This window comes from Mycolicibacter engbaekii (genome assembly GCF_002101585.1).
In the GTDB taxonomy this organism is placed as follows: Bacteria; Actinomycetota; Actinomycetes; order Mycobacteriales; family Mycobacteriaceae; genus Mycobacterium; species Mycobacterium engbaekii.
In genome coordinates, this window is sequence record NZ_LQOT01000011.1 from 42,280 (window position 1) to 56,031 (window position 13,752).

Consider the following 13,752-nt stretch of genomic DNA (forward strand, 5'->3'; position numbering starts at 1 on the left):
AGGACATACAGGTGGAAACGGGATCGAGGCGTACCCAGGTGCGGATTGCTGCGGCAATCCTGGGTGGGATCCTGCTTGCCGCCACGGTATTCACCTACCTGGCCTACACGTCGGCGTTCACCTCCACCGACAAGGTCACCGTCACCTCGTCGCGCGCCGGGCTGGTGATGGAGCAGGACGCCAAGGTCAAGTACCGCGGCATCCAGGTCGGCAAGGTCAAGGCGATCAAATACCAGGGCGACCAGGCCAAGCTGATCCTGGCGATGGACAGCTCGGCGATGTCCTACATCCCGTCCAACGCCGCGGTGCGCATCGCCGGCAACACCATCTTCGGCGCCAAGTCGGTGGAGTTCATCCCCCCGCCGGAGCCCTCAGGCAAGGCGTTGCACAACGGGGCCAACGTGCAGGCGTCCGCCGTCCAGCTCGAGGTCAACACGCTGTTCGAGAAGCTCACCGACGTGCTGGAAAAGGTCGACCCCGTTGAGCTCAACGGCACCATCAGCGCGCTGGGCGAGGGCCTGCGGGGCAACGGGGACAACCTGGGCGCGCTGCTGTCGGGACTCAACGGTTACCTGGACAAGATCAACCCCAAACTGCCCCAGCTGCAGACGGGATTCGCCAAGACCGCGGTGGTCGGGGACATCTACGGCGACGCCGCACCGGACCTGGCGACGACGTTCGACAACGTTCCGACCCTCAGTAAGACACTGCTGGAACAACGCGACAACCTCAGCCAGGCGCTGCTGGCCACCACGGGTCTGGCCAACAACGGCTACGACACGCTGGCGCCGGCCGCCGACGACTTCATCGCCGGTATTCAGCGCTTCCGTTCCCTGGGCAGCCTGCTGGCCGAGTACTCCCCGGAGTTCGGTTGCCTCTTCAAGGGGATCAAGCAGTCTCTGGAGCGGTTCGGCCCGTCCCTGGGCGGCACCAAGCCCGCCCTGTACGTGCACTCCAACTTCCTGCCCGGTGCGCCGGCCTACACCTTTCCGGAGAGCCTGCCGATCGCCAACGCGACCGGCGGCCCCAACTGTCGTGGCCTGCCGGACATCCCCAGCAAGCAGTTCGGCGGCTCCTGGTTCCGGTCGCCGTTCCTGGTGACCGACAGCGCCTACATCCCGTTCCAGCCGAACACCGAGCTGCAGTTCGACGCCCCGTCCACCGCACAGTTCCTCTTCAACGGCGCCTACGCGGAACGGGATGACTACTGATGAACACGCGCGGGACCCTGATCAAGGTCGGCATCTTCACCGTCGCCATGCTGCTGGTGTCGGCGGGGCTGGTGGTGGTATTCGGCGAATTCCGGTTCGCGTCCAGCCACACCTATCACGCGGACTTTGCCAGCGCGTCTCGCCTCCGGGGCGGGGAGGACGTGCGGATCTCCGGGATCCCGGTGGGCACGGTCAAACGTGTGGAGCTGACACCGGACAACAACGTCAAGGTCACCTTCGACGTCAACAAGCGCTACCAGATCTACGACTCGACCCGTGCGCTGATCCGGTACGAGAACCTGGTGGGCGACCGCTATCTGGAGATCGCCTCGGGCGTCGGGGACCTGCGCAAGCTACCGCCCGGTGGCACCATCGCCCGGGAGCACACCCAGCCGGCGCTGGACCTCGACGCCCTGCTGGGCGGGATGCGCCCGCTGCTCAAGGGCCTTGACGGCAACAAGATCAACGAGGTCAGCAACGCGATCATCGAGCTGCTGCAGGGCCAGGGCGGCGCCTTGACGCAGATGCTGGCCAGCACCAACTCCTTCACCACCACCCTGGCCTCCCGCGACCAGCTGATCGGCGACGTGATCAACAACCTGAACACGGTGTTGACCACGGTCGACGAAAAGAGCGAGCAGTTCGACGCCACGGTCGACCGGTTGCAGCAGCTCATCACCGGCCTGGCCGAGGGCAAGGACGCGATCGCCGGGGCGATCGGCCCGCTGGCCGCCGTCGAGAACGATCTCACCGACACGCTGCGCCGCACCCGGCGGCCGCTGCAGGGCGTGATCGAGAACGCGCGGCCGCTGGCCACCGTGCTGAACAAGCGCAAGCAGGAGCTCAACGACGTCATCGATCCGCTGGAAGAGAACTACCTGCGGCTCAACGCACTGGGCGCCTACGGTTCGTTCTTCAACATCAACTACTGCACGGTCTCGATGAAGTTCAACGGACCCGCCGGCAGCGACATCATCCTGCCGATGGGCGGACAGACCGACACCACCAAGGGGAGGTGTTCTCCTGTCAAAAATTGACCGCTCAGATCCGGTTCGCACCGGAACCCTGGGCATCGCGCTGATCGCCTGCCTGCTCTTGGTGTCTTTCGGCTACACCAGCCTGCCGTTCTATCCGCAGGGCAAGACCTATCACGGCTACTTCGCCGATGCCGGCGGGATCATGCCCGGCAACGACGTGACAGTGTCGGGGATCCGGGTGGGCAAGGTGACCAAGGTGGCGCTGGACGGAGCCAGCGCCAAGGTGAACTTCACCGTTGACCGCGATGTACGGGTGGGGGACCAGTCGCTGGCCGCGATCCGCACCGACACCGTGCTGGGTGAGAAGGCGCTGTCGATCACGCCGGGCGGTGCCGGATCGGTGCGGGAGATCCCGCTGGAACGCACCCGCTCGCCCTACACGCTCAACAACGCGCTGCAGGACCTCGGCGGCAATGTTCGCGACCTGGACAAGCCGCGTTTCGAGGAGGCGCTGGCCGTTCTGACCGACTCGATGCGCGAAGCGACGCCGCAGCTACGCGGGGCGCTCGACGGGGTGGCGGCGTTGTCCCGCAGCATCAACCGCCGTGACGAGGCGCTGGGCCAGCTGCTGACCCACGCCAAGTCGGTCACCGGAGTACTCAACCAGCGCGCCGCGCAGGTCAATCAGTTGGTGCTCGACGGCAACCAGCTCTTTGCCGCGCTCGACGAGCGCCGGCAGGCGCTCGGCGCACTGATCGCGGGCATCGATGACGTATCCGAACAGCTGTCGGGTTTGGTCGCCGACAACCGCCAGGAGATCGGTCCGACCCTGGACAAGCTCAACCTGGTGCTGGACAACATGATCGAGCGCAAGGACCGGATCGCCGGTGCGCTGGACCGGTTGCCCGGATACGCCACCACACTGGGCGAGGTGGTCTCCTCGGGCCCAGGTTTCCAGATCAACCTCTATGGCCTGCCGCCGCCCACTATGTCCGAGGTGCTGCTCGACATGTACTTCCAGCCCGGCAAACTGCCGGACAGCCTGGCCGACTACCTGCGCGGGATGATTTCCGAGCGCACCGTGATTAAGCCGAAGTCGCCATGACGCGCCCGACTTCGCGAATCGTGCTCGCCGGCGTACTGGCCGTGTTGCTGGCCGCCGGGGTGTATCTGGTGCTGCCCGCGCAGCGTGGCTACCGGATCACCGGCTACTTCGCCTCGGCGGTCGGCCTGTATCCGGGTGACGACGTTCGGGTGGTGGGGGTCCCGGTCGGCCGGATCGAGTCGATCGAACCGCGCGCGGAGAACGTCAAGATCACCATGTCGGTGAACCGGGACGTGTCCTTGCCGGCGGACGTGCACGCGGTGCTGATGGCGCCGAACATCGTGTCGGCGAGGGTCATTCAGCTTGCGCCGGCCTATACCGGAGGCGAGCGACTGGCTGATGGAGCAGTGCTCGGCGAGGATCGCACCGCGGTGCCCGTCGAGTGGGACGAGGTCAAGAAGGAGCTGACGCAACTCAGCGCGCAACTGGCACCCGAGCCGGGCAAGGCCAACGGCGCGCTGAGCGTGTTCGTCAACCAGGCCGCGGACACCTTCGACGGCAACGGGGACTCCTTCCGCAACGCACTGCGGGAGCTGTCGGCCACGACCGGCCGGCTCGGCGACTCGCGCACCGACCTGTTCGGCACCGTCAAGAACCTGCAGGTGCTGGTCGATGCGCTGTCCGGAAGCAACGAGCAGCTCGTGCAGTTCACCGATCACGTCGCCGCCGTGTCCGCGGTGCTCGCCGACAGTTCGACCGACCTGGACGTCACACTGGGCACCCTGAACCAGGCGCTGCGCGATGTGCGGGGTTTCCTGCGCGACAACAACGACGCCTTGATCGCCCAGGTCGACAAGCTGTCGGAGTTCACCAAGGTGCTCAGTGACCAGAGCGAGGACCTGGAGCAGGTGCTGCACATCACGCCGCACGGGCTGGTCAACTTCTACAACATCTACAACCCCGCCCAGGGCACCCTGTCGGGCTTGCTGTCGCTGCCCGACTTCGCCAACCCCGTGCAGTTCATCTGCGGCGGCGTGTTCGACGTCGGTTCGGTGCCGGACAACTTCAAGCGGGCCGAGATCTGCAAGGAACGAATGGGTCCGGTCATGCGCCGCTGGGCGATGAACTTCATACCGTTCCTGTTCCACCCGATCAACTCGATCACCGCCTACAAGGGCCAGATCATCTACGACACCCCGGCCACTGAGGCCAAGGCGCAGACCCCGGTGCCCTACTTGAAGTGGATGCCCGAGCCGGGTGTCACCCCGCCCAGCCACGACGACGTCGCCGCCCTGTTCCTGCCGCCGCCGGCGCCGGGGCAGCTGGGCAGGGCCCCGGGCCCGCAGCAGCCTGGAGCCGGTGCACCAGGGGAGGGCGGATGAGCGTGAAGTCTCTGGCCGGTGCCGCTCGGCGCTCAGCGGTCCTGGGCGCCGGCGTGCTGGTGCTGTCCGGATGCCAGTTCGGCGGTCTGAACTCGCTGAACATGCCCGGCACCGCGGGCCATGGCCGCGGGTCCTACAGCATCACGGTGCAACTGCCGGATGTGACGACCCTGCCGCAGAACTCACCGGTGATGGTCGACGACGTCACCGTCGGCAGTGTCTCCGGGCTTGAAGCAGTCCAGCAGCCCGACGGCAGCTTCTATGCAGCGGTCAAACTGTCGCTGGACGGCGACGTCGTGCTGCCGGCCAACGCCATCGCCAAAGTCGCTCAGACCTCTTTGCTGGGCTCCCAACACATCGAGCTGTCCGAACCGCACGATGAAGCGGCGGTGGGCCGGCTCGCTCACGGCGATCAGATCCCGCTGAGCCGGACCGGGCGCTACCCCAGCACCGAAGAAGTGCTGTCGTCGCTGGGAGTGGTGGTCAACCAGGGCAATCTCGGAGCACTGCAGGACATCACCGAGGAGGCCTACGCGGCGGTCGCCGGCCGGGTCGGCACCTTCACCGGTCTGTTGCCGCGCCTGGCCGAGCTCACCGCGTCGCTGGACCTGCAGGCCCGCGACATCATCGCGGCCGCCGACGGCCTGAACCGGGTCGGGGCGACCCTGGCCGGCAGTGCTCCCAGCCTGGCTCGGGCACTGGAGACCATGCCGGCCGCACTGCAGGTACTCAACGACAACCGCTCCAACATCGTCGATGCGTTCGGGGCGCTGCAGCGGTTGGCGATCGTCGGTTCGCGGATCATGACCGAGACCAAAGAGGACTTCGCCGCCGACGTCAAGGACCTGTACCCGATCGTCAAAGCCTTCGCCGACAACGCCAACGAACTGGTGTCGGCGTTCCCGTTCATCCCGACGTTCCCGTTCCCGTCGATGTACCTGCGCAATGCGGTGCGCGGCGACTACCTCAACGTGTACACCACCTTCGACATGACGTTGCGGCGGTTCGGCGAGTCGATATTCACCACCGGGGCCTTCGACCCGAACATGCCGCACATGCACGAGGTCCTGAATCCGCCCGACTTTTTGATCGGCGAGATGGCCAACCTGTCGGGCCAGGCGGCCGACCCGTTCAAGATCCCGCCCGGAACGGCTGTCCGTTATGAGGAATGACCTGCCATGCTGAGCCGACTCGTCCGAATCCAACTCGGGATCTTCGCCGTGGTCACGGTGCTGGCCGTCGGCGCCATCTCGATCCTGTACCTGCATGCGCCGAGCCGGCTGGGTATCGGCACCTACAAGGTGACCGCCGACTTCATCGGTGGCGGCGGTATCTACAAGAGCGCCAATGTGACCTACCGCGGCGTGACGGTGGGCCGGGTGGAAGACGTGCGTCTCACCGACCACGGGGTCGACGCCCAGATGCGGCTCAACAGCAGCGCCAAGATCCCGGGGAACGTCACCGCGACCGTCAAGAGCATGTCCGCGATCGGTGAGCAGTACATCGACCTGGTGCCGCCCGCGGACGCCACCGCGGCCGCGGCCGCCGGGTCGCTGCGCGGCGGTGCCCGCATCGGCCAGGACCGCACCGCGATCGGCCAGGACATCGCCGGGTTGCTCGACGAGGCCCAGACACTGGTCAACAGCGTCGCCAACAGCCGGCTGCGGGAACTGCTGCACAGCGCGTTCGAGGGGTTCAACGGTTCGGGGCAGGAACTGGCCCGGATGATCGCGTCATCAAGGCAACTGGTCGACGAGGCCAACGACAACTTCGACGCGACGTCGGCGCTCATCGACCAGTTCGAGCCGTTCCTGGACGCTCAGATTCGCAGCGGGGACGACATCAAGAGACTGACCCGCTCGTTGGCGGCGGTCACCACCGAGGTGCGCAACGCCGATCCGCAACTGCGCGAGGTGCTGCAGATCCTGCCGTCCGTGACCGACGAGGTGAACACCACCTTCAGCGGGATCCGGGCGTCGTTCCCCACATTGGCCGCCAGCATGGCCAATTTCGGGCGGATCGGTGTCATCTACCGCAAGTCGATCGAACAGGCGCTGGTGGTGTTCCCCGCGCTGATGGCCGCGCTGATGACCGTCGCCGGCGGCGTGCCCATGGAAGAAGGCGTCAAGCTGGACTTCAAGATCGACATGCACGACCCGCCGCCGTGCACCGTCGGGTTCCTGCCGTTCACCGACATGCGCTCGCCTGCCGACGAGACGGTGCGTGATCTGCCCAAGGATCTGTACTGCAAAGCGGCCCAGAACGATTCGGTCGCGGTCCGCGGTGCGCGCAACTATCCCTGTATGGAATACCCGGGCAAACGGGCGCCGACCATTCAACTGTGCCGTGACCCCAGGGGCTTTGTCCCGATCGGCAGCAATGCGTGGCGTGGTCCGCCGGTTCCCTACGGCACCCCGGTCACCGACCCCCGGATGACCAACCCGATGAACAAGTTCCCGTACATCCCGCCGGAGGCCGACTACGATCCCGGCCCGCCGGTGGTGGCCCTGCCGCCCGGTGTGCCCGCGGGTCCCGGGCCGGCGCCCAACCCGCCCTTCCCGCTGCCCTACCCGCCGAACGCGCTGGGGCCGGCCCCGGCGCCGTGGCCCTACTACGCGCCGCCGGACCAGAACATGCCGACCAGCCCCGGGGGCAACGGCGGCCTGCCGGCCTACGGACGCGATCCCGCGCCTGGGCCGGCGCCCGGGCCGGCACCGGCCGAGGCCCAAGCCAACGGCGTGGCCTACAGCAGCTACGACCAGCGCAGCGGCAAGTTTGTCGACCCCGCAGGTGAGACCGGCGTGTTCGTCTCGGGAGCCGACAAATGGCTGCCCGCCGAGAACTGGGCCGACCTGATGCTCGAGCCGAGGCAGACGTGACCGGTCCCGAGCCCACCAGGCCGCGGCGCCGGGCCTCGCGTGCGGCCGGTCCGGCCGGCGACACCGCCGAGGCGACGGCCGTTCAGGTGCCGACGCCGAGCCGGGCCGCCGTGCGAGCGGCGCGCCCGGTGGGACCGCCGCCCCGGCGGCGAGCCAACGCCCGGCAAGTTGCCGTCCTGGCCGCCGCCGCCGTGCTGGGCGCCAGTACCGTGCTGGGCGGGGCGGTGGCGGTGCTGCTGCTACAGCATCGGCACGCCGTCGCTTCCGACAGCCGCGACCAGCGTTTCGTCGACACCGCAGTCCAGACCGTCCTGAACATGTACAACTACACGCCTGACACCGTGAACGAGCAGGTCGAGCGCTTCGTCGCGGGCACCAGCGGCCCGCTGCGAGACACGATGGCCAGCAATACCGAGAACCTCAAGGCGCTGCTGCGCGAGACCAAACACAGTTCCGAGGCCGTGATCAACGCCGCGGCCCTGGAGAGCGTGGACGATGTCGCCGGCAATGCGTCGGTATTGGTGGCGATGCGCGCAACCGCGACCGACGCTGACGGCGTCAACAAGCCGTCGCAGCCCTACGCGTTGCGGATCATCGTCCACGAAGACGCCGCCGGCAACATGACCGCCTACGACTTGAAGTGGCCGGACGGCAGCCGATGAGTCGCCGATGGGCAGGGCTCGTCGCCATGGTCGGGCTGCTGGGAGTATTCGTGGGTCTCGGTGCCACCGCGGGCTCGCTGTATTGGAGCCGGGTCGAGGCGCGCGGTGAACAGGCGACCCGCACCGAGCTGACCCAGCTGACCACCGACGAGATTCCCAAAGTACTCGGCTACGAGTACAAGACCGTGGAGCGCAGCCTGACCGAGACGTTCCCGTTGTTCACCGGGGACTACCGTCGCGAGTTCGAGGCCCGGGCCGTCAACGAGATCATTCCGCAGGCCCGGGAGAAGCAGCTGGTGAACCAGGTCGACGTGGTCGGCGTCGGCGCACTGGACGCCAAGCGGACCACCGGTTCGGTGCTGGTCTTCGTGAACCGGGTGGTGACGGGCAAGTCCAAGGAGAAGTACTACGAGGGCAGCCGGTTGCGCGTCGACTTCCGCAAGATCGACCGCAAATGGCTCATCAGCAATATCGTGCCGATCTAGCGGAAAGGATGGGTGCCATGGGAAAACTCATTCGAGGCCTGGTGGCTGTGGCCGTGGCGATGACGGCGGCCACCGGGCTGGCCGCCCCGGCCGCCGCCGACGACGATGCGGCGCCGGAGGGCACGCTCGAGGGCGTCTTCACCTACACGCAGGGCAACACCACCGCCACCTGGCGGATCTACCCACTGTGCGTGCCCACCGTGGGCGACGGAAGGGTGCCGCTGCACCTGGCGATCGGCTGCAAACTGCAGGTCGAGAGCAACGGTCCGCCGGGGCAGGCCGGAGCCTACCGGCTGTCCAACGGACAGTGGACCTACAAGACGCCGATCCTGGCCGGCACCAAATGCTCCGACGGCACCACGGCCGCCAGCGAAGAGATGTACCAGTTCGACACGTCGCTGCGGGGCACCTATACCCATTCCCACAGCGCGGTCTGCGGGCTGCAGCCCGGGCTGGAGAAACACCCCTTCACGCTGACATTCGTTTCGCCGCTGCCCAATCCGGTGATTCACTACCCCCTGACCTGCCAGGACAACCCCATCCACCTGTGTAGCTGAGCCCGGCATCCGCCGCGCTCGGCCGCGGCGGGGATCCCCCGTCAGGTCGCCGCGTTGGCGAGCGCGTCGAGGAACGACCGGGCCCAGCGGTCCACGTCGTGCGCCAGGACCTGGCGGCGCAGCGCCCGCATCCGCCGGCGGCCCTCGTCCTCGGTCTGGTTGATCGCTGCCTCGATGACGTCTTTGACGCACTCGATGTCGTGCGGGTTGACCAGGTAGGCCTGGCCCAGCTCTGCCGCGGCTCCGGTGAACTCGCTCAGCACCAGGGCGCCGCCCAGGTCGCTGCGGCATGCCACGTACTCCTTGGCGACCAGATTCATCCCGTCGCGCAGGGGAGTGACCAGCATGACGTCGCTGGCCACAAAGAACGCGATCAGTTCGTCGCGGGGGACCGGGCGATGCAGATAGTGCACCACCGGGTGGCCGACCTCGCTGTACTCGCCGTTGATGTGGCCCACCTGGCGTTCGATGTCGTCGCGCAGGATCTGGTAACTCTCCACCCGCTCCCGGCTCGGCGTCGCCAATTGCACCAGCACGGTGTCGTCGCGCTTGGCGCGTCCTTCGGCCAGCAGTTCGTTGAACGCCCTGAGCCGCACGTCGATGCCCTTGGTGTAGTCGAGCCGGTCGACGCCGAGCAGGATCTTGCGGGGATGGCCGAGTTCGGCGCGAATCTCCTTGGCGCGACGCCGGATTCCGCGCTCCCGGGCTTTGCGGTCGAGTTCGCCGGAATCGATCGAGATGGGGAAGGCGCCGACTCGCACCGTGCGGTCGGGAAGTCGCACTTCGCCGAACCGGCTGCGCACCCCCACCGACCCGCGTGAGGTGGGCGCACCGACGAGCTTGCGCGCCAGGAACAGGAAGTTCTGTGCCCCGCCGGCCAGGTGGAAGCCGACCAGGTCGGCGCCGAGCAGCCCTTCGACGATCTCGGTGCGCCACGGCAGTTGCATGAACAGCTCTACCGGCGGAAACGGGATGTGCAGGAAGAAGCCGATGGTCACGTCGGGGCGCAGGGTCCGCAACATCTTGGGGACCAGTTGCAGCTGGTAGTCCTGGACCCACACCGTGGCGCCCGGCGCGGCGGCCCGCGAAGCGGCCTCGGCGAAGCGGCGATTGACGTCGACGTAGCGGTTCCACCACTCCCGGTGGTAGATGGGCTTGACGATCACGTCGTGATACAGCGGCCACAGCGTGGCGTTGGAGAAGCCCTCGTAATATTCGGCGATATCGGTGGGACTCAGCGGAACCGGGTGCAGGCGCAGATCTTCGACGTCGATGGGTTCGGCAGGGGCATCCAGACTGCCCGGCCAGCCCACCCAGGCCCCGCGCCGCTTACGCAGCAGCGGCTCCAGCGCGGTGACCAGCCCGCCCGGGCTGCGCTTCCACGCTGTCGTGCCGTCGGGCTGCACCTCGATGTCGATGGGCAACCGGTTGGCCACGACGACGAAATCGGAGTCTCCCGGTTCAACCGGCGGCAGCTGGCCCGCACCGTTGGGTTGGTGCGGCCGAGACGCGCCGGGGCCCCCCGACTCGGGCATTACGCCCCGTTTTTCTCGGGTCCCGCAGGCCCGATCCCCAGCATGGCGAGAAACACCCGGCATTCGTCGGCGTCCTCCGCGTAGGCGGCAACCACGCGCCGGGCCTGGCTCGCGGTGCTGTCGGCCAGCGGTTCCACGTCCACGATGTCGGCGGGTTCGGATTTAGCAGGCATGACTCGACTCTAGCGAAGTGCGCGCTGTGTCACACCTGGCTCGGGCAGCTGGTGGTCGCCGCCGTAGCCTGTGATGCGACGACGACGAGGGTGGAGGCAATGGTCACATCGCAGACCGCATCGAACCAGACCGGCAACGCTGCGGGCGGCAACGTCGAATATGAGACCGTCGACGACGGGCGCATCGCCCGGATCTGGCTGAATCGCCCGGAGACCCACAACGCACAGAACCGGACCCTGCTGGTGGAGCTCGACGAAGCGTTCTGCCGGGCCGAAACCGACGACAACGTGCGGGTGGTGATCCTGGGGGCGCGCGGCAAGAACTTCTCGGCCGGGCACGACCTGGGCTCGGAGGCGGCGGTGACCGAACGCCTGCCCGGGCCGAACCAGCACCGGAGTTTCACCGGCAACGGCGGCACCCGGGAGGCGAGGGTCGAGAAGACCTACCTGCAAGAGTGGCATTACTACTTCGCCAACACCTCCCGCTGGCGCGACCTGCGCAAGATCACCATCGCGTCGGTACAGGGCAACACCATCTCCGCCGGGCTGATGCTGATCTGGGCCTGCGACCTGATCGTCGCGGCCGACAACGCCCGATTCTCCGACGTGGTCGGGGTGCGGCTGGGAATGCCCGGGGTGGAGTACTACGCCCACCCCTGGGAGTTCGGGCCGCGCAAGGCCAAGGAACTGCTGCTGACCGGCGACTCGCTGGACGCCGACGAGGCCTACCGGCTGGGCATGGTCTCCAAGGTGTTTCCCACCGAGGAGCTGGCCGACCGCACCCTGGAGTTCGCCCGCCGCATCGCCGACCTGCCGACGATGGCCGCGTTGCTCATCAAGGACTCGGTGAACGCCGCCGCCGACGCGATGGGATTCAGCGAGGCCCTGCGGCACGGCTTCCACATCCACCAGCTGGGCCACGCGCACTGGACGGCGCATAACGACAACAACGCTCCGATTGCGCTGCCCCCCGAGGTGCCGGACTGGCGCACCGCCAAGGCCACCGGCCTGGCGCGCCGCGACCAGCCCTGACCGGCCGGTGCTCGCGTGGATGGCAGCACCAGACCTGTTCGACAATGACGACGTGAGGGGCCGGCGTGCAGCTCAGCTTTGAAGACCGCAGTTACCTGGTCACCGGTGGCGGCAGCGGCATCGGTAAGGCCGTGGCCGCCGCACTGGCCGCCGCCGGCGCCGACGTGCTGATCGTGGGTCGCAACGGCGAACGCCTGGCGGCCGTCGCCGCCGAGCTCGGCGACCAGGTGCGCCACCTGGCGGCCGACATCACCGATGAAGACAGCGTGATCGCCGCCGTCGAGGCCGCCGCCGCTCCGCACGGCAGGCTGCACGGGGTGGTGCACTGCGCCGGCGGCTCGGAGACCATCGGGCCGATCACCCAGATCGACTCCCAGGCCTGGCGGCGCACCGTCGACCTCAACGTCAACGGCTCGATGTATGTGCTCAAGCACGCCGGGCGGGCCCTGGTGCGCGGCGGGGGCGGCTCGTTCGTCGGGATCTCCTCGATCGCGGCCAGCAATACCCACCGCTGGTTCGGCGCCTACGGGCCGACCAAGTCGGCGCTGGACCACCTCATGCAGCTGGCCGCCGACGAACTGGGCCCCTCCTGGGTGCGGGTCAACAGCATCCGCCCGGGCCTGACTCGCACCGAGCTGGTCGCCCCGATCCTGGACTCGCCCGAGCTTAGCGAGGACTACCGCATCTGTACGCCGCTGCCGCGGCCGGGCGAGGTCGAGGATGTCGCCAACCTGGCACTGTTCCTGCTCAGCGACGCGGCCGGCTACATCACCGGCCAGATCATCAACGTCGACGGTGGGCAGATGCTGCGCCGCGGGCCGGACTTCACGGCGATGCTGGAGCCGGCGTTCGGCGCCGACGGGCTGCGCGGAGTGGTGGGGGACTAGCCGTGGGCACCTATGCGGTCACCGGGTCGGCATCCGGAATGGGACGACAGGCGGCGGAGAAACTGCGGGCCCAAGGCCACACGGTGATCGGAGTCGACCTGCGCGACGCCGACGTAGTCGCCGACCTCTCCGGCCCGGATGGGCGGGCGGCGGCAGCCCAGCAGGTTCTGGAGCGCTGCGGGGGACAACTCGACGGGGCGGTACTGGCGGCCGGCGTCGGACCCACACCCGGGGCGGTGCCCCTGATCCTGCAGGTCAACTACTTCGGCGTGGTCGACCTGCTGCAGGCGTGGCGGCCGGCGCTGGCCGCGGCCGGCGGAGCCAAAGTAGTGGTGATCGCCAGCAACTCGACCACCACCGTGCCGGTGGTGCCGCAGTCGGCGGTGCGGGCACTGCTGGCCGGTAAAGCGCCCAAGGCGGTGCGCCGGCTGCGTCTGTTGGGGCCCGGTGCGCCGTCGTTGGCCTATGCGGCCTCCAAGATCGCCGTCTCGCGATGGGTGCGCCAGCAGGCGGTCCAGCCGGCCTGGGCGGGCGCCGGGATCCGGCTCAACGCTCTGGCTCCGGGGGCGATCATGACGCCACTGCTGGAAAAACAGCTTGCGACCCCGGGTCAGGAGAAGGCGGTCCGCAGTTTTCCGGTGCCGGTCGGCGGCTACGGCGACCCCGCCCAGTTGGCGGACTGGATGCTGTTCATGCTCTCCGATGCCGCGGACTTCCTCTGCGGCAGCGTGATCTTTGTCGACGGCGGCTCGGACGCCTACTTCCGCGCCGACGACTGGCCGCGCTGCGTCGGTGTCACGGGTATGCCGCGCTATCTGATGCGGTTCGCCAGGTTCCGCTCGACGTCGCCGGGGACCGATCGCGGCTAGCTCGCCGGCGAGATCCGACCCCGGCACTGTCGCCGGAGCAGTTCGGCGTTAGCGTGTC

Annotated in this window: 14 protein-coding genes; 12 read left to right on the forward strand and 2 right to left on the reverse strand. The window is 67.9% G+C overall.

From position 1 onward, the window contains the following. Window positions 1-38: 38 nt before the first annotated feature. The 9 genes from AWC02_RS02080 to AWC02_RS02120 are packed head-to-tail and all read left to right on the forward strand — an operon-like array spanning window position 39 to window position 9,198. Window positions 39-1,211 carry an MCE family protein gene (locus tag AWC02_RS02080; protein ID WP_085126766.1) on the forward strand — a complete coding sequence of 391 codons (1,173 nt, stop codon included), beginning with the start codon at window positions 39-41 and terminating at the stop codon, window positions 1,209-1,211. Next, window positions 1,211-2,248 carry an MCE family protein gene (locus AWC02_RS02085; protein WP_085126768.1) on the forward strand — a complete coding sequence of 346 codons (1,038 nt, stop codon included), beginning with the start codon at window positions 1,211-1,213 and terminating at the stop codon, window positions 2,246-2,248. Before AWC02_RS02080 ends, AWC02_RS02085 begins: the two co-directional genes overlap by 1 nt. After that, window positions 2,235-3,293 (forward strand): MCE family protein, encoded by a 1,059-nt coding sequence (locus AWC02_RS02090; RefSeq protein ID WP_085126770.1) that lies wholly within the window; start codon window positions 2,235-2,237, stop codon window positions 3,291-3,293. The genes AWC02_RS02085 and AWC02_RS02090 overlap by 14 nt, the downstream gene beginning before the upstream one ends. Next, entirely contained in the window at window positions 3,290-4,615 is a 1,326-nt protein-coding gene (locus AWC02_RS02095; protein ID WP_085126772.1) for an MCE family protein, read from the forward strand. The genes AWC02_RS02090 and AWC02_RS02095 overlap by 4 nt, the downstream gene beginning before the upstream one ends. Next, entirely contained in the window at window positions 4,612-5,787 is a 1,176-nt protein-coding gene (locus AWC02_RS02100) for an MCE family protein (protein ID WP_085126774.1), read from the forward strand. Before AWC02_RS02095 ends, AWC02_RS02100 begins: the two co-directional genes overlap by 4 nt. 6 nt (window positions 5,788-5,793) lie before the next feature. Then, a complete protein-coding gene (locus AWC02_RS02105) occupies window positions 5,794-7,494 on the forward strand; it encodes an MCE family protein (protein WP_085126776.1) in 1,701 nt (566 codons plus the stop codon). Next, complete coding sequence (locus AWC02_RS02110) at window positions 7,491-8,156, forward strand: mammalian cell entry protein (RefSeq protein ID WP_085126778.1); 666 nt, start codon at window positions 7,491-7,493, stop codon at window positions 8,154-8,156. Before AWC02_RS02105 ends, AWC02_RS02110 begins: the two co-directional genes overlap by 4 nt. Then, complete coding sequence (locus tag AWC02_RS02115; RefSeq protein ID WP_085126828.1) at window positions 8,153-8,641, forward strand: mammalian cell entry protein; 489 nt, start codon at window positions 8,153-8,155, stop codon at window positions 8,639-8,641. The genes AWC02_RS02110 and AWC02_RS02115 overlap by 4 nt, the downstream gene beginning before the upstream one ends. Window positions 8,642-8,658: 17 nt before the next feature. Further along, entirely contained in the window at window positions 8,659-9,198 is a 540-nt protein-coding gene (locus AWC02_RS02120; protein WP_085126780.1) for a hypothetical protein, read from the forward strand. A gap of 41 nt (window positions 9,199-9,239) precedes the next feature. Here the strand turns inward: AWC02_RS02120 and AWC02_RS02125 are convergent, their stop codons facing one another. Together AWC02_RS02125 and AWC02_RS21070 are read right to left on the reverse strand one after the other, a co-directional pair. Then, window positions 9,240-10,733: an alpha,alpha-trehalose-phosphate synthase (UDP-forming) gene (locus AWC02_RS02125; protein WP_237160289.1), complete on the reverse strand. Its 1,494-nt coding sequence runs from the start codon at window positions 10,731-10,733 to the stop codon at window positions 9,240-9,242. Then, entirely contained in the window at window positions 10,733-10,906 is a 174-nt protein-coding gene (locus tag AWC02_RS21070; protein WP_109560827.1) for a hypothetical protein, read from the reverse strand. Before AWC02_RS21070 ends, AWC02_RS02125 begins: the two co-directional genes overlap by 1 nt. Window positions 10,907-11,005: 99 nt before the next feature. Between AWC02_RS21070 and AWC02_RS02130 the strand changes: the two genes are divergently transcribed. From AWC02_RS02130 to AWC02_RS02140, 3 genes are all read left to right on the forward strand, one after another. After that, entirely contained in the window at window positions 11,006-11,938 is a 933-nt protein-coding gene (locus AWC02_RS02130; protein WP_085126781.1) for an enoyl-CoA hydratase, read from the forward strand. Between the two features lie 65 nt (window positions 11,939-12,003). Then, window positions 12,004-12,825 (forward strand): SDR family oxidoreductase, encoded by an 822-nt coding sequence (locus AWC02_RS02135; RefSeq protein ID WP_085126783.1) that lies wholly within the window; start codon window positions 12,004-12,006, stop codon window positions 12,823-12,825. 2 nt (window positions 12,826-12,827) lie between these two features. Then, on the forward strand, window positions 12,828-13,694 hold the full coding sequence (locus tag AWC02_RS02140; protein ID WP_085126785.1) for an SDR family oxidoreductase: 867 nt from the start codon (window positions 12,828-12,830) through the stop codon (window positions 13,692-13,694). Window positions 13,695-13,752 lie beyond the last annotated feature (58 nt).

What these genes read in the sequence shown, in the direction of transcription:
- AWC02_RS02105 (WP_085126776.1), top strand. Translation starts at nt 5,794, where the DNA reads ATGCTGAGCCGACTCGTCCGAATCCAACTCGGGATCTTCGCCGTGGTC.
- AWC02_RS02095 (WP_085126772.1), top strand. Translation starts at nt 3,290, where the DNA reads ATGACGCGCCCGACTTCGCGAATCGTGCTCGCCGGCGTACTGGCCGTG.
- AWC02_RS02100 (WP_085126774.1), top strand. Translation starts at nt 4,612, where the DNA reads ATGAGCGTGAAGTCTCTGGCCGGTGCCGCTCGGCGCTCAGCGGTCCTG.
- AWC02_RS02115 (WP_085126828.1), top strand. Translation starts at nt 8,153, where the DNA reads ATGAGTCGCCGATGGGCAGGGCTCGTCGCCATGGTCGGGCTGCTGGGA.
- AWC02_RS02130 (WP_085126781.1), top strand. Translation starts at nt 11,006, where the DNA reads ATGGTCACATCGCAGACCGCATCGAACCAGACCGGCAACGCTGCGGGC.
- AWC02_RS02125 (WP_237160289.1), bottom strand. Translation starts at nt 10,733, where the DNA reads ATGCCCGAGTCGGGGGGCCCCGGCGCGTCTCGGCCGCACCAACCCAAC.
- AWC02_RS02120 (WP_085126780.1), top strand. Translation starts at nt 8,659, where the DNA reads ATGGGAAAACTCATTCGAGGCCTGGTGGCTGTGGCCGTGGCGATGACG.
- AWC02_RS02085 (WP_085126768.1), top strand. Translation starts at nt 1,211, where the DNA reads ATGAACACGCGCGGGACCCTGATCAAGGTCGGCATCTTCACCGTCGCC.
- AWC02_RS21070 (WP_109560827.1), bottom strand. Translation starts at nt 10,906, where the DNA reads ATGCCTGCTAAATCCGAACCCGCCGACATCGTGGACGTGGAACCGCTG.